This is a genomic window from Vibrio sp. SSH13-20 (assembly GCF_040104475.1).
Taxonomy (GTDB): domain Bacteria; phylum Pseudomonadota; class Gammaproteobacteria; order Enterobacterales; family Vibrionaceae; genus Vibrio; species Vibrio harveyi.
In genome coordinates, this window is the sequence record NZ_JBECOU010000002.1 from 157,125 (window position 1) to 174,310 (window position 17,186).

Annotated in this window: 16 protein-coding genes; 13 read left to right on the forward strand and 3 right to left on the reverse strand. The window is 42.9% G+C overall.

All coding sequences use genetic code 11. The features are described 5' to 3' along the window. Nucleotides 1-195: 195 nt before the first annotated feature. A complete protein-coding gene (fusA, locus tag ABMY42_RS05945) occupies nucleotides 196-2,286 on the forward strand; it encodes an elongation factor G (protein ID WP_005449112.1) in 2,091 nt (696 codons plus the stop codon). 120 nt (nucleotides 2,287-2,406) lie between these two features. On the opposite strand, the gene ABMY42_RS05950 is transcribed toward fusA, so the two are convergent. After that, a complete protein-coding gene (locus ABMY42_RS05950) occupies nucleotides 2,407-3,336 on the reverse strand; it encodes a LysR substrate-binding domain-containing protein (protein ID WP_017189169.1) in 930 nt (309 codons plus the stop codon). A 99-nt stretch (nucleotides 3,337-3,435) separates the two neighbouring features. Between ABMY42_RS05950 and ABMY42_RS05955 the strand changes: the two genes are divergently transcribed. After that, the gene (locus ABMY42_RS05955; RefSeq protein ID WP_009698710.1) at nucleotides 3,436-3,645 is read left to right on the forward strand and encodes a DUF1127 domain-containing protein; all 210 of its coding nucleotides are present in this window, start codon (nucleotides 3,436-3,438) and stop codon (nucleotides 3,643-3,645) included. Between the two features lie 74 nt (nucleotides 3,646-3,719). Here the strand turns inward: ABMY42_RS05955 and ABMY42_RS05960 are convergent, their stop codons facing one another. Both ABMY42_RS05960 and ABMY42_RS05965 read right to left on the reverse strand, forming a co-directional pair. Continuing rightward, nucleotides 3,720-5,411: an AMP-binding protein gene (locus ABMY42_RS05960; RefSeq protein ID WP_349266209.1), complete on the reverse strand. Its 1,692-nt coding sequence runs from the start codon at nucleotides 5,409-5,411 to the stop codon at nucleotides 3,720-3,722. Nucleotides 5,412-5,564: 153 nt separating this feature from the next. Further along, a complete protein-coding gene (locus tag ABMY42_RS05965) occupies nucleotides 5,565-6,290 on the reverse strand; it encodes an AraC family transcriptional regulator (RefSeq protein WP_050907040.1) in 726 nt (241 codons plus the stop codon). Between the two features lie 314 nt (nucleotides 6,291-6,604). Between ABMY42_RS05965 and ABMY42_RS05970 the strand changes: the two genes are divergently transcribed. The 11 genes from ABMY42_RS05970 (at nucleotide 6,605) to ABMY42_RS06020 (ending at nucleotide 17,133) form a co-directional block, all read left to right on the forward strand. Next, nucleotides 6,605-6,793, forward strand: coding sequence for a fimbrial protein (locus ABMY42_RS05970; protein WP_038898346.1), 189 nt, complete (start codon nucleotides 6,605-6,607; stop codon nucleotides 6,791-6,793). 204 nt (nucleotides 6,794-6,997) lie between these two features. Continuing rightward, nucleotides 6,998-7,540: an A24 family peptidase gene (locus ABMY42_RS05975; protein WP_038898347.1), complete on the forward strand. Its 543-nt coding sequence runs from the start codon at nucleotides 6,998-7,000 to the stop codon at nucleotides 7,538-7,540. A 43-nt stretch (nucleotides 7,541-7,583) separates the two neighbouring features. Then, nucleotides 7,584-8,909, forward strand: a complete 1,326-nt coding sequence (locus tag ABMY42_RS05980) for an AAA family ATPase (RefSeq protein WP_050907039.1) — start codon at nucleotides 7,584-7,586, stop codon at nucleotides 8,907-8,909. Nucleotides 8,910-8,924: 15 nt separating this feature from the next. After that, nucleotides 8,925-9,671 carry a Flp pilus assembly protein CpaB gene (cpaB, locus tag ABMY42_RS05985; protein ID WP_029790388.1) on the forward strand — a complete coding sequence of 249 codons (747 nt, stop codon included), beginning with the start codon at nucleotides 8,925-8,927 and terminating at the stop codon, nucleotides 9,669-9,671. Nucleotides 9,672-9,678: 7 nt separating this feature from the next. Further along, complete coding sequence (locus tag ABMY42_RS05990) at nucleotides 9,679-11,133, forward strand: type II and III secretion system protein family protein (RefSeq protein WP_349266122.1); 1,455 nt, start codon at nucleotides 9,679-9,681, stop codon at nucleotides 11,131-11,133. Continuing rightward, nucleotides 11,123-11,392: a hypothetical protein gene (locus tag ABMY42_RS05995; protein ID WP_029790390.1), complete on the forward strand. Its 270-nt coding sequence runs from the start codon at nucleotides 11,123-11,125 to the stop codon at nucleotides 11,390-11,392. The genes ABMY42_RS05990 and ABMY42_RS05995 overlap by 11 nt, the downstream gene beginning before the upstream one ends. A gap of 96 nt (nucleotides 11,393-11,488) precedes the next feature. Then, nucleotides 11,489-12,706 carry an AAA family ATPase gene (locus ABMY42_RS06000; RefSeq protein WP_029790391.1) on the forward strand — a complete coding sequence of 406 codons (1,218 nt, stop codon included), beginning with the start codon at nucleotides 11,489-11,491 and terminating at the stop codon, nucleotides 12,704-12,706. A gap of 18 nt (nucleotides 12,707-12,724) precedes the next feature. After that, complete coding sequence (locus ABMY42_RS06005; RefSeq protein ID WP_050907037.1) at nucleotides 12,725-14,170, forward strand: CpaF family protein; 1,446 nt, start codon at nucleotides 12,725-12,727, stop codon at nucleotides 14,168-14,170. A 12-nt stretch (nucleotides 14,171-14,182) separates the two neighbouring features. Beyond that, nucleotides 14,183-15,145, forward strand: a complete 963-nt coding sequence (locus tag ABMY42_RS06010) for a type II secretion system F family protein (RefSeq protein ID WP_029790393.1) — start codon at nucleotides 14,183-14,185, stop codon at nucleotides 15,143-15,145. Nucleotides 15,146-15,148: 3 nt separating this feature from the next. After that, a complete protein-coding gene (locus ABMY42_RS06015; protein WP_029790394.1) occupies nucleotides 15,149-16,123 on the forward strand; it encodes a type II secretion system F family protein in 975 nt (324 codons plus the stop codon). Next, nucleotides 16,120-17,133, forward strand: coding sequence for a tetratricopeptide repeat protein (locus ABMY42_RS06020; RefSeq protein ID WP_050582053.1), 1,014 nt, complete (start codon nucleotides 16,120-16,122; stop codon nucleotides 17,131-17,133). Before ABMY42_RS06015 ends, ABMY42_RS06020 begins: the two co-directional genes overlap by 4 nt. Nucleotides 17,134-17,186 lie beyond the last annotated feature (53 nt).

A 17,186-nucleotide genomic window follows, 5' to 3' on the forward strand; every position in this document is an offset into this window, starting at 1 on the left:
TAGGGGTAACAATAATGTTGAATCTGTCCTCATTATTGTCGAATTAAGCACACATATTGCGAAGTTTGACTATTATTTGAGGACGGAAAATCGACGTTAAAATTTTTTTTCTTCCATCCGCACGCAAGGGTATCAGTATTGACAGAATGTGATATACTCTGCGCGCACTTTATACCTTATTAACAGAGTAAGACAATGACTGATTTATCAAAATACAGAAACATTGGTATTTTTGCTCACGTAGACGCGGGTAAAACTACCTCTACAGAGCGTATCCTAAAGCTAACTGGTAAGATCCATAAGATCGGTGACACTCACGACGGTTCAACTACTACTGACTTCATGGAGCAGGAAGCTGAGCGTGGTATCACAATCCAGTCTGCAGCAACAACTTGTTTCTGGAACGATCACCGTCTAAACATCATCGATACTCCTGGACACGTTGACTTCACTATCGAAGTTTACCGTTCTCTAAAAGTACTTGACGGTGGTATCGGTGTATTCTGTGGTTCTGGTGGTGTTGAGCCTCAGTCAGAAACTAACTGGCGTTACGCTGACGAATCACACGTATCTCGTCTGATCTTCGTTAACAAACTAGACCGTATGGGCGCAGACTTCTACAAAGTTGTTGACCAAGTACAAAACGTTCTAGGTGCTACTCCACTAGTAATGACTCTACCTATCGGTATCGAAGAAGATTTCGTAGGTGTTGTTGACGTACTAAGCCAACAAGCTTACGTATGGGACGAGTCTGGCCAGCCAGAGAACTACGAAGTTCAAGACATCCCTGCTGATCTAGTTGAGAAAGCGGCTGAATACCGTGAAATGCTAATCGAAACTGCTCTAGAGCAAGACGAAGATCTAATGATGGCTTACCTAGAAGAAGGCGAAGAGCCATCTCTAGAAGACATCAAACGTTGTATCCGTAAAGGTACACGTGACCTAGCATTCTTCCCAACTTACTGTGGTTCAGCGTACAAGAACAAAGGTATCCAACTTATTCTTGACGCGGTAGTAGATTACCTACCATCACCAACAGAAGTTGATCCACAGCCTCTAACAGATTCAGAAACTGGTGAGCCAACTGGCGAAGTAGCAAAAGTATCTGCAGACGAGCCACTAAAAGCGCTTGCGTTCAAGATCATGGACGACCGCTTCGGTGCTCTAACGTTTATCCGCGTTTACTCAGGCCGCATGAAGAAGGGTGACACAATCCTTAACTCTGCAACTGGTAAAACTGAGCGTATCGGCCGTATGGTTGAGATGCACGCAGACGAGCGTAACGAAATCGATTCAGCTCAAGCTGGTGACATCATCGCTGTAGTTGGTATGAAGAACGTTCAAACTGGTCACACTCTATGTGATCCTAAGCACGAATGTACTCTAGAACCAATGATCTTCCCAGATCCAGTAATCTCTATCGCAGTTAAGCCTAAAGATAAAGGCGGCAGCGAGAAGATGGGTATCGCGATCGGTAAGATGGTTGCAGAAGATCCATCATTCCAAGTAGAGACTGATGAAGAATCTGGCGAAACTATCCTACGTGGTATGGGTGAACTTCACCTAGATATCAAAGTAGATATCCTAAAACGTACTTACGGCGTTGAGCTAGAAGTAGGTGCTCCTCAAGTTGCTTACCGTGAAACAATCACTCAAGCAATCGAAGACAGCTACACGCACAAGAAGCAGTCTGGTGGTTCTGGTCAGTTCGGTAAGATCGACTACCGTATCAAACCAGGCGAAACTGGTTCAGGCTTCACGTTCAAATCAACAGTTGTTGGTGGTAACGTACCTAAAGAATTCTGGCCTGCAGTAGAGAAAGGCTTCGCTAGCATGATGGAACATGGTGTTCTAGCTGGCTTCCCAACTCTAGACGTAGAAGTTGAACTATTCGACGGTGGCTTCCACGCAGTTGACTCTTCAGCTATCGCTTACGAAATCGCTGCTAAAGGCGCATTCCGTCAGTCTATGCCTAAAGCTGGCGCGCAACTTCTTGAGCCAATCATGAAAGTTGACGTGTTCACTCCAGAAGATCACGTTGGTGACGTAATCGGTGACCTTAACCGTCGTCGTGGTATGATCAAAGACCAACAAGCTGGTACTACTGGCGTACGTATCAAGGGTGATGTACCTCTATCAGAAATGTTCGGTTACATCGGTACTCTACGTACTATGACTTCTGGCCGTGGTCAGTTCTCTATGGAGTTCTCACACTACTCGCCATGTCCAAACAACGTTGCTGAGCAAGTAATTGCTGACGTTAAAGAGCGTAACGCTAAGAAGTAATTCTTAAGTTAACTCTGTAAGACATCAAAGCCCCGCCTAGTGCGGGGCTTTTTACTATCTAACATCTGTTTACTTGTCTATCTGAACGGAGCTGGTGTTGTCCAAAATTTATTGCTTACTTCATTCTTCTTTTAATTGAATCGTTTCAAAGTCTCGAACGGTACTGCGTTCAAATTCAGCAATCTCTTCTTTTATCCATTGACTAAATAACTGTGTTTTTTGACGCTTTAAATACCCTGTCGGCGCACAAAGGTAATAGGCATACTTAGGCTGAATGCCTATGTCACCGATTCTTACCAGTTTTCCTTCTTGGATGTATCGATAAGCCAAGCTGTGCTTGACCAACGCTACGCCTTGTAACGACAGAGCACCTTCTAAAACCAAATGCGAGCCACTGTACTTGAGCGTTGGTTTTGCCGCTTTATGACCTAGCGTGTTGAGCCACATGTTCCAGTCTAGGTCCGGCCATAAATCTTCGATCAACTCTGCTTTATTTAAATCTTGGACGCTGTAGATACCATGTTCTTTTTGGTAGATGGGATGGCAGGCAGGGTAGAAGACTTCATCCATCAGCCATTGTGATTCGAGATTCGGGTAGTCTCCATGACCATAACGAACACAGAGATCTATCTGGCTATCTTGAAATGAAACCAGTTCATTTGTTGGCTCCATGAGTAGCGAGATATCTGGATGTCGTTGTCGAAATGCAGCAATCCTTGGTACTAACCAATGATGAGCAAAAGAAGGCAGTGTTGAGATGGAGAGATGATTTGGGTTGGGATCTTGGTTAATTAATCGCACACCCTGTTGGAGGTGATTGAAACCTCGTTCGGCTTGGGCAAACAGCAAGTCGCCTTCTGCGGTGAGCAGTATCTTTCGATGTTGGCGCACAAACAAGTCGGTACCCAGAAATTCTTCCAATTGACGTATCTGTTGGCTAATCGCTGCTGGTGTGACAAATAAGTATTTGGCAGCCGCTTTAAAACTGCCTTCCTTTGCCGCGATGTAGAAATAATACAGCCCTTGTAGCGGAGGCATGCGTTCTTTCACATTAGTTTTCCTTAACTCAATGTCAGATTCTATCGTTTGAGAATAACAGGGTAGTCACTGATTATTAAGTGGTCAATGTGAATGAATCAAGGAGGGTATATGAACAATGCAACGCAAACCTGTGGTCACTTAGCATCGAAGCCACGCAAGAGCTTAGTTCAGTATATCTTTTCTAAATTAGCCGTATGGAGAAAAAACTACCGTACACGCCGTCATTTGTCTGAGTTACCTCACCACCTTTTGGATGATATCGGCTACAACGAAACTGAAGTCCAAAAGGAAATTCAGAAACCATTTTGGCGTGATTGATCATCGTCGAAAATGAAAAACGCTCCCTTTATGGGAGCGTTTGAATTGTTGGTTCTCGGAGTGTGAGTAAGAGATTATAAATCTTCTTCCCATACAACCAGTTCGCCTTTTGGCCAGTTGTGTCCGATTTCATGATATTTCTGCTCAAGAACGTGGCGTTTGATCTTCAAGGTCGGTGTTAGAATGCCGTTTTCAATACTCCACGGGTCTTGGATCATCAATACCCCTTTGATTTGCTCGTGCGATTCAAGTTCTTGGTTCATGCGAGCGACAACCTTGCGTGTGGTGCGGGCGTAACGTTCTTTATCAAAGTTCGGGAAGTCATGTGGCACAACTAATAAAATGGGTGCTGGCAAGCCTAAGCCGATCAAACACATCATTTCGACGCGGCTATACTCAAACAGTTTCTTCTCGATAGGAACCGGAGCAACAAACTTACCTTTGGCAGTTTTGAAGGTGTCTTTTTTACGACCTTGAATGGTGAGGTAACCATCCGCATCTATTGAACCGATGTCACCAGTATGAAGCCATCCTTCTGAGTCAAACGACTCTTGTGTCGCGATGTCATTTTTGTAGTAGCCAGAGAACAGCCCTTTGCCGCGAACCATGATCTCATCATCGTCAGCGATCTTAAGTTCAATACCTGGTCCGGCATTGCCCACAGAGCCAATCTTATCGGCGCGGAATGGGTAGTTTAGTGTGCTGTAGGCGAAAGACTCTGTCATCCCCCAAGCTTCAGTGATGTTTAGACCAACACTGCGGTACCACTCAAGCAGTGCTGGCGACACTGGGGCAGAACCACAACCAAGGACGCGGGCTTGATCCAAGCCGAGACCATCAGCCAATTTCTTCTTAATCAGTGAATTAACGAATGGGATCTTCAGCAGAATATTGAGCTTTTTCTGAGGAAGTTTGTCTTGAATACGTTGCTGGAACAGCGTCCACAATCGCGGTACAGAGATGAAGAGTGTCGGGCGATGCATTTTGACATCTTCAATGAAAGTATCGAGTGACTCAGGGAAAGCCGTTGTTACGCCACCCATAATTGATGAACCGAAGATGTAAACTCGTTCTGTGATATGAGCGAGTGGTAAATAAGAGAACAATCGATCGTTTTCTTGGATGCCAATGTGATTGATCAGTTGTTGAACAGACCAACTGAACGCGCCGTATGTCAGCATTGCCCCTTTCGGCAGCCCTGACGTACCTGAGGTGTATACGAGAGACATAAGCTTGTCATCATGGTGTTGTGGACGCTCTGCGCTTGGCTCTACGTCGGCAATAATCTCAGTAAACTGATATTGGCATTTCGGCGCAGTATCGTAAGGAAGTGCAATGCTAATTAAATCTGGCATTGAATCGATCACTTGTTGCGTTGCCGCTGGAGCATCTAACTTACCGCCAATCAGTGCTTTACTTTCGCTGTGGGTAACACAGTACTCAATGGTGTCAGCGCCAGCTGTCGGGAAAATTGGCACACTCACGTAGTCGCCAAGCATCATGGCTAAATCGCAGATAAACCATTCGGCACAGTTCTTCGAAACCAATGCGACTTTTTCACCGGGTTGAACCCCCAAGTTGCGCAGAGCAGTAACCAATTTAAGCGCCTTATCGGCGACCTCGGCATAAGTAAATTCAACAAACTGTCGATTAATGATTTGTTTTAAGTAAACCTCATTTGGGCGTTCCTCTGCCCATTTAAGGATCATTTCATTTGGCGGCGGGAGAGCGCAACCAGCGGTCTGTTCTAGGTTAGGCTGATTCATTGTAGATGACTCCATGTCTTCTCTCGTTTGTATTTATAGTTGTTAAAACATTGTTAACTTTAGCATGTTAAATCATTATACGGGAATGCATTTTGATGAAATCTGTGGGAAAGGTTACGTTAGAGAAGGCAAAGTTGCCCAAGTCGTCATTCTTTAAAACTGTTGCCGATAGCTTGCGGGTGAAAGTCCGGTTTTCTTTTTGAAGATGCGAGAAAAATACGAGACGTCACGGTAGCCGCATTGATACGCAATATAGGCAATTTTCATTGAGTCTTCTTCTGTAAGCATTTTCTTGGCAAGAGAGATGCGCTTTTCCGTGATGTAATCGCGAAAGCACATTCCAACTTTTCGGTGAAAGAGTTTAGAAAAGTAATTCGGGGAATAATGGCAAAGTGCTGCGGCTTCTTCCTCTCTTAGATCTTTGTGTGCATTGTTCGCGATATAGCTAACTACATCAGAAAAGTTAGGCTTGCCATTTTTCTTTAATACTAAATCACCTGAAAGTACTGCTTCACTAGACATGGTGGTGGAAAAGTATCTGAGCTTTATCTGTGACAACCATTCTGAAGCATTATTTGATTCAACGTGATAGTACTCAGCTGTAATGTGTTCAGGTGGGAGAGTGATGGGATTGGTCTTGTCGTGGATCACGAGTAACTTTTTATCAAGGTTCTCGCAAAGAGTAATTATGCTCTTATGTAAATGCTCATGCTTTGGCTCAGCATAGTAAAAGAAGTGGGTGAACTCTTTGTCGCTTAGGATTGAAATGTCGTTATAACTTTCGATAACAGAGAAAAAGGTTAGAAGCTCTGAGCGAAAAGTGCCCGGGAGAGATTCAACAGTTTTACCGAGCCAGTATGCCTTAACCTGTTCTTCCATAATGATTCCATGAATTGTGAACTTTATACAATTTGAGCCGTAAAACTAAAATTAGATCTCTATTCCTGAGATCAAAAAACTCAACCTTTCGTTTATTAAGCTTAGGCTTATATAAATAGACTTCAAGTGTGAAAGGTGTCACATATCTTGCTTGGTTTGTCTCAAATTTGCTACACATGCACTTTGTAGGCGTCTCTAGCAAGAAAGTGCTAGTGCTTGGCAAAAAAGTCCTACCCACAATGAAAATCGCCCTCTAAGTTTTAAAGGACAGGTAATTGACCTGTTTATCAAGTTAAGACAAGGGAGTGATTGTCATGAGCAAATTTGTAGATAGCTGCAAAGCTTTTTTGAAAGATGAAGAAGGTTTAACTGTTATCGAATACGTAATCGGCGCGGCGATGCTTGTATTCGGTTTATCGACTATTTTCGGGGGCATTAGTAGTACATTGAGCACCAAGCTTGGCAATATTGTAAGTGCTATCTCTTCGAGCTCAGCTCCGTAGAAATATTAAACTATTGACCAAGAAACTAGTTGTGGCTAATTCACACTACTATAAACAGAAAGGTTTGACTGTTGTTGAATATATAATTGGGGCAGCTTTATTAGTTTTCTTCTTAAGTGTTGCTTTCGCAAGCTTGTGGGTGGATTTAGCTAATACAGTCGGCTCAATAATATCAATGATATAAAGAGGGGATAGAGCAAAAGTATGGATATTTATGCTCCTTTTTGGGTTGTTATGATTATGATTGCTATCAATGATATACGATGGCATAGAATACATAATAACCTACTCATTCTTTTGCTTCTATTTCTTGTTGTTAAACTCTTGATTCCACCAATTGATTACAATGAAATTTTGTATTCAATGTATGGTGCGATTGCCCTTTTTGTTTTTGGGTTAATTTTATTTTTTCTCAGAGCGATGTCTGCGGGCGACGTAAAACTTTTATTTGTTGTTGGTGCATATGTTGGTTGGGGTAATCTTGTTGAATCCAGTGTTTATATTGTTGTTGCTGGTGGGATAGTCGGATCGTTATATCTTTTCTACAGTATTTCTCAAAGCGGAGAGCAAGTGAGTTTTTTGGCAAAAAACTACTTTTTTAATCGATGGATACTGAGAGGAATAGAAAGTCAAAAAGAGAAAGGATCTACTAACCTTCATACCCACGTGAGATACAAGAATAATTTAACAATGCCTTTTGCTCCATCAGTGGTTATTGGACTCGCTATGTTTAGTTACTTTCATTAAAGATTAACAGTCTGGATTAATCTATTTTATTCGAGGGATCTCCATGGATATTCGAAAAAAACTGCATTCTGGAGACTTGACCCCTCACATTGACCCTATTCCTGTACCAACCTCGTGTGACGCTTTAGGCGTGCCTGAGGCCGTTGTAGAAAATCTGGTATTAAAACATTTGGCAGCCTATCCCAAATCTGATTTGCTTGAATTGTCTAAGCTATTAGGGGTTGTCATAGGCGTTGTTGAAACGGTTCTTGCAACGTTGAGAGCTCGCTCAGAGATCGAAGTTTTTCAACCTAGTGAACATGGCTTTCAAGCCAGCATTTCTCACAATCACATTCGTTATTCGTTGTCTGAGAAAGGACGAAAGGCAGCAGAAATTGCTTTTGTGAAAGACCCTTATCTTGGACCTGTGCCAGTATCTCTTGTGCACTATTGTGAAATCGTCGAGGCGCAAGACTTACGATCGAAAGCGATCTCTAGGCAAGCGGTAGAGAGCGCACTCAGTGATGTATATGGTGCAGACCGTTTAGTGCCTTTGCTGGGACCCGCTATTAACTCTGGTCGTGCAATGTTGCTATATGGAGAAGCTGGTACGGGTAAAACGTTTGTCGCTTCTAAGATTATCAATGCATTAAATACCTCAGTCTATATTCCTTTTGCGGTATATGCTTTAGGTAATGTGATCAAAGTGTTCTCGCCTCAGCATCATGTCAAAGTTGAAGGGCATTTCGAAGAAGCAGAATTTCTATATAAAAAGCAATATGACAATCGCTGGGTGTTGTGTGAACGTCCAAATATTCAAGTCGGAGGCGAACTTACTCTGGATATGTTGGAAGTGAACCATTCAGAGCACAACAGAGTTTGGTTGGCGCCACTGCAGATGATGGCGAATAACGGTATTTTGGTGATTGATGACCTAGGACGACAGCCTGTTCCAGTGGATGCTCTACTTAATCGTTGGATTGTGCCAATGGAATATTTTTTCGACCAATTTTCATTGCCAAACGGTCAACAAATTACTGCGCCATTTATTTTAAATCTGGCATTTTCTACTAACTTTACGCCAGAGAAAATAAGCGACCCTGCCTTTTTAAGAAGGCTTGGGTACAAAATTAAATTCGATCCTATTCTTAAAGATGAATATCAAGAATTGTGGTTGAAAACAGCAAAACAGAAAGCATTAGAATTAGAGAGTGATGCTTTAGATACGGTACTAAATCTACATCAAAAAAATAAGGTTGCGTTTTATCCCTGTTTACCGAAAGACCTGGTGGGAATCAGCCAAGATATGATCAAATTTGAGGAATATTCACCAATTATAACGTCAGAAATATTGGAGAGGGCGTGGAAGGTGTATTTTACCGAGGATTAATAGAGGACAAGGAAAATGGGAAGTAAACAGGTGTTTTTACTACTTATTTTGTCAGTGATATTTGGGTTGGGGGCGGTCTTTTTTGCTAAACAGTGGCTTGAAGCAAATCAAAAGCCAACCGTTCAGATTGAAGAAATTGAGCGTCATCCTGTTGTCGTGGCGGCGACTGAAATTCCCGCAGGTACTGTCGTCCAAGACAAAGACTTAACTCTAAAACTGATGGAAAAAGATTGGATAAACGAAAACAACTACACAGATAAAAGTGAGCTAGTAGGACAAGTTGTTGCGAATACGATTTACGAAGATGAGGTGGTTCACCGTCTCAGGTTCACATTGCCCGGAGAGGGCGTCACATTGGCTTCGCTAATCCCAGAAGACAAACGAGCAGTTACTATCAGGGTAGATGATGTTATTGGTGTTGCCGGTTTTCTATTGCCTGGGAATAAGGTCGATATTTTAAATACGATCCAGTACCAAAAAAATATTGTTAACACGTCTACAGTGCTTAAGAACATTAGGGTGCTTGCGGTAGACCAAACTTCTCGTTCAGAAGAAAACTCTCCAGTCATTGTTCGTGCTGTCACGCTAGAAGTTAGCCCAAAAGAGGCTGAAAAACTGATGACGGCTCAATCAAAAGGTGGACTGCAATTGGCGTTGAGAAATCCACATGCTGTGGACAAGAAAGTGCGCCGTTATGTTCCAAAACCGAGCGTAACCATCATTAGAGGTACGGAAACGTCTAATATTAGAGTGAGCAATTGAGGTTAATATGAACAAAATAATAACGTATTTGATTGCCTTATGTTGTTTCTCATTTGGGGCATATGGAGCTGCACCGACAGGAAAAACCGTCGTTGTACCTCATCACAAATCCACACACGTTGTCCTGTCTGGTAAGGCAAGAAAAGTATCTTTGGGCGATCCTGAGGTACTTGATATCGTCATGCTTCGCTCGAACGAAGTGTTTTTGATTGGTAAAAAACTTGGCGCTACAAATCTTATGGCGTGGGATTCCAGAGGACAATTGATTGAATCCATTAATGTTGAAGTAACTCATGATTTAAACAGTTTAAAAGCCAAACTTTACGAGTTTCTTCCTGATGAAAAAATCGAAGTCCATAGCGCTCAAAATCGCGTTGTTTTAAGTGGCTTAGTCAGTAATCAAGCCAGAATGAACACCGCGATGAGGATTGCCGAAAGTTATTCGGGTGGGCGATCCGTTGATAAGGAAAAAGGCTCATCGAATGAAGTTGTAGAAGATACTGGTGTTATCAACCTGATGGCGATTGGTGGTGCGCAGCAAGTGATGCTAGAGGTTACTGTTGCCGAAGTTCAAAGAAGCTTAGTAAAGAAATTTGATGCTAACTTCCATTTCTTCCAGACATCGGGCTCTAATTTCTCTTGGGGAGCGACTGCCGGACCTGGTGGTGTATTCAATGGAACGCCTATCTTTGATATTCCCGTTGCGAGCGATTATGGGCTGTTAGGCTCGTTTATTGATGGAAATACCTTGTTTTCTTTTGCACTAGATATAGCAAAACAAAACGGTGTGGCGAAAGTATTGGCAGAACCTAACCTCACTGCACTGAGTGGTTCCAAAGCCGAGTTTCTCGCTGGTGGGGAGTTCCCAATTCCTGTTCCTGACGATGACGGTATCGTCATTGAGTACAAAGAATATGGTGTTGGTTTGAAGTTCATTCCTACCGTTCTTAGCGACAAAAAAATCAATTTAAACATGGCTGTTGATGTCAGTGAGATTGCAAACGGCAGTTCATTGACTATTGATCCTACTGAAACCAACGCGACCTATTTTATCCCTCCAATTACCCGACGTAGTGCATCATCGACACTTGAGCTTGCCGACGGACAAACTATTGGGATTGCGGGTCTATTAAGTGAAAACGCTCGAGATATCAGTAATAAGATGCCGGGATTTGGAGACATTCCGGTACTGGGTCAATTGTTTAACAGTCAAGAGTTTGTCTCTGGTGAAACCGAACTCGTGATCCTTGTTACACCTCGCCTTGCCACTCCAATAGATAGAGAGCGTGTCACTTTACCAACCGATGCATTCGTTACTCCGAATGACTTCGAGTACTACTTATTAGGACGAGGGGCTTATCTAGACTTACCACGATCAGAGTCTATTCAGCGTCAAGAAGAGGATAGCGTGGTCATTCAAGTTGATGGCGGCAGTGAGGGGGTATTTGGACATGACTTATAAAACAACAAGATGGATTGCGCCAGTGTTTGTCACTGCGATATTAGTTTTATCAGGATGCAGCCATAACGAACCTCTCGGAGAGTCGGTAACCAATCTAAGAACATTGCAAACTTATAACCCTTCAGCGACGCAAGAAAACATGGGGCTCGTACCTGAAGGTGTTGGTGAAAAGATGCAGCAGTCTTACGACCAATATGTTGGCAAGGATACGGATGATCTATCTACACGCTCAAGCAAAGTGCTTGAGGAGTTTAATTAAACGAGTGACGGTAGAGCGTACTAATCGAATAAAAAGAACAAGCAAAGACGTCGTGATTTTTTATGAAGCATACGCACCAGTATGGAAGGGTGAGTTATGGGTGAAACCGTTTTTATGCAGCCGGAAAGTGAGCCAACAATCAATAGATTGAAGACAAATTTGAAAGTGTGGGTAGTGTATTCGAGTGAAGCATTTCATCTTCATATGAAGTCTGAACTCGCTAAATGCCGTAACTTACATCTCGACTTTTGCTCTTTGAATAACGTTAGCGAAACCTTTTTACACAACCTTGCTGCACCAGATCTTATCTTCGTCGAAGCTGGTGATGGTTGGGCGCAAAAGATGCAAGAGATGCAGCAATACAACTTCTCTTGGGGCGAGCACGAATCATCATTAATCGTTTTTGGTGATGAAGGTGATAGCGAGATGCTCAGAACTGCTCTGCGTATCGGCGCCAGTGATTTTCTGTCTCGGGAGATTACCATCTCGGGCATGATGCCGATGCTAGAGAAAACGGCAACCCAGAAATTGGACAGCTTGTCTTTTGGGGAGTTGTTTCTTTTTATCAATTCGAAAGGTGGTATGGGGGCGACAACGCTGGCGCTTAATTCTGCAATTGAACTTGCCAGTTACCACCAAAATAAAGTTTTGCTGCTCGATATCGATCTGCAGTTTGGTGTCATTCCTGACTATTTAAATGTTCAGCCTGCCTACAGCATTTCGGATGCCATCGCGATATCGAAAGACCTCGATGAGGTGTCTCTCGGTTCTCTCGTTCATAAACATGAATCTGGCTTACATATACTCAGCTTTAAGCATGAAAATTTAGCTGATGATTTTGAGCAGGCAAAAAGAATAGGGCGGTTATTACCGATATTAAGGCGTTTTTATCCTTACACCATTATTGATCTGTCGCGAGGAGTTGACCATGTGTTTGCATCGACCATTGCTCCTGCGACGCGCGTTTTTTTGGTTGCTCAGCAAAATTTAGTGTCGGTAAGAAACAGTGCAAGATTACTGAACTCCCTCGCTTTTGAGTATGGATTGCAAAAAGAGATCATCGAAGTGATCGTCAATCGATATGAAAAAAGACAAAGCATCAAGATCGGAGACATCGAACATGCACTCAAAGGGCAGCAGCTTCATCTGGTACCAAATGATTTTAAAGTGGCAATCGACAGCGCCAATTTAGGTAAGCCATTTGTGAGTACTAAAAAAAGAAGCTTTATTACCCGCTCCATTATCGACTTTTCTCACAAAATCGTACCCCCTGAAAAAGTGGAAAAAGGCTGGTTTAGCAAGCTGTTTTCATAGGGAACTTGGGAGATAACGATGTTCTTTAAACGTAAAAATTTAAACCCTGACTTCGAGCATAAAGCGAATTTAGAGGACGACAAAACGAAAGCACTAGAAGGGGTTGAACCTTCTCAGGAGGCTGCGAGTGTTGATAAGAAGCTTGAAGCCCAGCAAGCTAAAGAACAAGCCATTGAAGAGGCAAAACGAGCCTTGGAACAAGAGCTAGCGGTTAAGCACTATTACCACAAACAACTGTTAGATACATTGGACTTGGGATTGCTCTCGAATTTAGGTCAGGAACAGGCGAAGAAAGATTTGCATGAAGCCATTCTTCAAATGATGAATGATGATCCTTCACAAGCGCTCAGCGCTGAAGGGCGAAAGCGAGTTATAAAACAAATTGAAGACGAAGTATTTGGCTTAGGCCCTTTGGAGCCTCTACTCAGTGATGACACGGTTTCTGATATTTTGGTTAATGGAGCCAAGAATGTTTTTGTAGAGCGTAGGGGTAAACTTGAGAAGACCCCCTACACATTTCTTGATGATCGCCATCTGCGGAACATCATTGATAGGATTGTGAGCCAAGTAGGGCGCCGAATCGATGAATCTTCCCCTATGGTTGATGCGCGCCTACTTGATGGCTCTCGCGTCAATGCCATTATCCCTCCTTTGGCGCTTGATGGTCCCTCCGTGTCTATTCGACGCTTTGCCGTTGAACGACTCAAAATGTCGAACTTTTTAGATTTTGGCACGCTCTCACCGCAAATGGCGACATTTGTTGAGGCAGCGGTAGAAGGCGAACTGAACATTCTTATTTCTGGTGGTACAGGTTCAGGTAAAACCACAACCTTAAACATCCTATCTGGTTACATCCCAAGAGATGAACGTATCATCACAATTGAAGATTCCGCCGAGCTTCAACTTCAACAACCTCATGTTATTCGTCTAGAAACTCGACCTGCAAACCTAGAAGGAAAAGGCGAGATAGGGCAGCGTGAGCTAGTGAAAAACTCCCTGCGTATGCGCCCAGATAGAATTGTAGTTGGTGAGGTTCGTGGTAGTGAAGCCGTGGATATGTTAGCTGCAATGAATACAGGTCATGACGGCTCACTGACGACCATACATGCTAACTCACCAAGAGATGCATTAAGTCGAATTGAGAATATGTTCTCAATGGCTGGTTGGAATATCTCGACAAAGAATATCCGCTCGCAGATTGCTTCCGCGATTCACTTGGTCATTCAAATGGAAAGACAAGAAGATGGTCGACGTCGCATGGTGAGTGTGCAAGAGATCAACGGCATGGAAGGAGAAGTGATCACCATGTCAGAAATCTTTAAGTTTGAGCGTCAGGGGCTTGATAGTGAAGGTAATGTGCTTGGACACTTCGTTGCCACAGGAGTGGTTCCACAAGCACATGATGCTCTAGCAAAAAGAGGGTTTAACTTACCGTTTGAACTCTTTACCGATGAGCATAGCTAGAGGAGATCCATCATGGATGAAGTTACGATTTCACTCATCTTGCTCTTTGCTGCGGTATTACTGATTTCTCAAGCATTACTGCTTCCTGTTGTAGGTAAGAAAAGTAAGCACCGAGAGCTGTCTAACCGGCTCAAGCAGAACCGAAATGTAGATGAACAAAGTTTATCTTTACTTAAAGAACACTACCGAAAAGAGCTCTCCCCAACGGATCAATTCTTAGTTCGTTTTTCCTTCTTCGCCGATATAAGAAGAGTCATTGAACTAGCAGGTTTGAAGGTTGGCGTCGCAAGTTTTTTGATGACCGTTGTATTAGTGGGCTTCGCCTTTTCCCTTGTTGGCATCATGCTCAAACAGGAATGGTATATCTGCGTTGCGCTTTTCTTCCTATCTATGTCTGGTGCTTACTTTTACGTACAAAGAAGAGTTGAAAAGCGATTAGCCCTTTTTGAAGAGCAGTTACCGGAAGCCTTGGACATTATTCGCCGTTCGTTACAAGGTGGACAGCCTCTCGTTAAAGCATTTCGAGAAGTTGGAGAAGAGATGTCACCACCTATCAGTATCGAATTTCAAAACACGTACAACTTGCTTAATTTTGGTTATGACCTGCGTTTAGCGATTTTACAGATGGCGGAACGAGTGCCAACGATCTCCATGCTGGCTTTTTCTAGTGCCGTGTTATTGCAAAAAGAGACTGGGGGGAATCTAACAGAGAACCTGCAAAATGTATCTCAAGTGCTACGAGCAAGATTTAAGCTAGAACGAAAAATAAAAACCTTGTCTGCAGAGAGTCGTTTATCCGCATGGATACTCACCTTATCTCCCTTTATTTTGTTCTTAGGTCTGAAGATTTTTAACCCAGAATATATCGAACCTTTGTATGCCGATCCTCGGGGTTTAAACATGATCAGCATTGGCGTGATCCTACTTGCAATTGGTGCGGTTTGGATAAAGAAAATTGTCAGTATCGAGATATAAATTATGGAATATTTGAACCTAACATATTGGCAAAATATGATATTGAACTTCGATACTAATGCTCAATATCTGTTTTATGGGCTTGTTCTGCTAACCACAATGGCGTTTACGTTCACTGTAGGTTTTATTGTTTTTGGTCTTCGTTCTCCGTTAGATAAGCGTGTTCGAGATATTAATACTTCAGGCAATACTGGCAAAGACACAACAGCGGCTAAGTTTGCTCACACGTTAGATTCACTCAGCCCTTACATTGCTCAGGGTAGTGAAAAGGAGAAAGAAACCTACATACAGAAACTGATGCATGCTGGATTTCATAATAAGAGCGCTTTGTCAGTGTTTTACGCACTGAAAGGACTTTCTGCTTTGCTTGGTTTGATCATTGCGTTTGGCATTTACTATTTAGATATTGGTGGTTCGTTTCAGAACTTGTTCATTATTACCGCTGTGTTTATTGGCGTTTTCTTACCGAACATATTGTTAGAGCATATGAAAAAGGAGCGTCAGAGAAAAATACGCAATGGTGTACCAGATGCTTTAGACCTGTTGGTTGTATGTACAGAATCAGGTTTGGGTTTTAACGCTGCATTAAACAGGGTAACAAGGGAGTTGTACGTTTCTCATCCGGAATTTGCAGATGAGCTCGATACCGTGTGTACCAAAATACAAGCAGGGGTCACGATGCCAGATGCCCTCGCTCAGTTAGTTTCTAGAACTGGGCTGGTGGAGCTGTCTGGTTTGGTCTCTGTGTTAACCCACGCGGCTAAAATCGGTGGTAGTTTGGGAGAGACCTTACGTTCCTATACCGACGATTTTAGAGATAAACGACAACAAGCAGCAGAAGAAATTGCCGCTAAGATTCCTACAAAGATGCTGTTCCCAATGTTGCTGTTTATTTGGCCATGTTTTTTCATTGTTGCACTAGGACCAGGCATCTTGATTGTCCTTGATGCACTGTCTGCACCAGGAGCAAGTCTATGAATAACCTAAAACTTACGACCCTAACTCTGTGCATATCGTTAGCGACCGTCGGATGTACGAGCTCACCAGAGCCAAGCGATGATTTCAATGCTGCGCTGTATTCGGGCAAGCCAATAGATAGCTTGTCCAGTGATGCACCGCCATCAACCGAGAAAGAAGCTATTATGCGAGGTGATGTTGCACTACGAGAGCAGAATTTAGACCTTGCACTGTACGAATACATTCGGTCGTTGAGTTATCCAGAAAAGCAGTACCATGACAAAACACTCATGACGATAGGGCAAATACACGTAGCGCGTCAAAATGATCAACTGGCAGAAAAGGCGTTTCTCGCGTCAATTGAAAACAATCCTGAAAATGCAGCTGCCATGGCAGAGTTGGGGCTGCTGTATTCGAAGCAAGGAAGAATGAACGATGCGAAGAAGTATTTTGTCCAAGCGATAAATCAAGACCAAAAACGATTGAACTCTAGCACCACTGTGAGTGATTCCAATAGCATTGAGACGATACGGTCGCTTGCCATTGATAGTAGCTCGCCTGCTGTTGCTTATATGGGGCTAGGGGTCTTTTCTGATGTCAAAAGAAAGCACGATATTGCGCAAGAGTTTTTCAAGAAATGTTTAGAAGCTAATCCAACCTCAATTAAAGGGTTAGTTAATATGGGCTATTCACGTTACATGAGTGGTGATTATGCAAGTGCAAAACGTGTGACCGCTACGGCTCTTCAATATGACCCAGACAATGAGCGAGCAATTAATAATCTGGCATTGATTTATCTTGCAAGGGGAGAAAGCCAGCGTGCATTGAGCCTTTTCAAGCGTCAAATGTCAGATGCTGAAGCACTCAATAATGTCGGTTATTTCTTAATGCTTCAAGGTAAACCTGATGAAGCCATTCCGTACCTTCAGCAAGCGATTGACAAGAAACCATCCTATTACAAAGTAGCGAACGAAAACCTTGCTCGAGCATTAACTGAAGTGAGAAAGAAAGATAAACCAGCGGCGTGGTAAGTTGCTATTTTTGATTTATCTACTTTTGGATTATGAACATAAAAAAACAACTC

Coding starts and splice junctions, on each gene's coding strand:
- ABMY42_RS06000 (WP_029790391.1), top strand. CDS start 11,489: ATGGGTGAAACCGTTTTTATGCAGCCGGAAAGTGAGCCAACAATCAAT.
- ABMY42_RS05980 (WP_050907039.1), top strand. CDS start 7,584: ATGGATATTCGAAAAAAACTGCATTCTGGAGACTTGACCCCTCACATT.
- cpaB (WP_029790388.1), top strand. CDS start 8,925: ATGGGAAGTAAACAGGTGTTTTTACTACTTATTTTGTCAGTGATATTT.
- ABMY42_RS05995 (WP_029790390.1), top strand. CDS start 11,123: ATGACTTATAAAACAACAAGATGGATTGCGCCAGTGTTTGTCACTGCG.
- ABMY42_RS06020 (WP_050582053.1), top strand. CDS start 16,120: ATGAATAACCTAAAACTTACGACCCTAACTCTGTGCATATCGTTAGCG.
- ABMY42_RS06010 (WP_029790393.1), top strand. CDS start 14,183: ATGGATGAAGTTACGATTTCACTCATCTTGCTCTTTGCTGCGGTATTA.
- ABMY42_RS05965 (WP_050907040.1), bottom strand. CDS start 6,290: ATGGAAGAACAGGTTAAGGCATACTGGCTCGGTAAAACTGTTGAATCT.
- ABMY42_RS05970 (WP_038898346.1), top strand. CDS start 6,605: ATGAGCAAATTTGTAGATAGCTGCAAAGCTTTTTTGAAAGATGAAGAA.
- ABMY42_RS05960 (WP_349266209.1), bottom strand. CDS start 5,411: ATGAATCAGCCTAACCTAGAACAGACCGCTGGTTGCGCTCTCCCGCCG.
- ABMY42_RS05990 (WP_349266122.1), top strand. CDS start 9,679: ATGAACAAAATAATAACGTATTTGATTGCCTTATGTTGTTTCTCATTT.
- ABMY42_RS05975 (WP_038898347.1), top strand. CDS start 6,998: ATGGATATTTATGCTCCTTTTTGGGTTGTTATGATTATGATTGCTATC.
- ABMY42_RS06005 (WP_050907037.1), top strand. CDS start 12,725: ATGTTCTTTAAACGTAAAAATTTAAACCCTGACTTCGAGCATAAAGCG.
- ABMY42_RS06015 (WP_029790394.1), top strand. CDS start 15,149: ATGGAATATTTGAACCTAACATATTGGCAAAATATGATATTGAACTTC.
- ABMY42_RS05955 (WP_009698710.1), top strand. CDS start 3,436: ATGAACAATGCAACGCAAACCTGTGGTCACTTAGCATCGAAGCCACGC.
- fusA (WP_005449112.1), top strand. CDS start 196: ATGACTGATTTATCAAAATACAGAAACATTGGTATTTTTGCTCACGTA.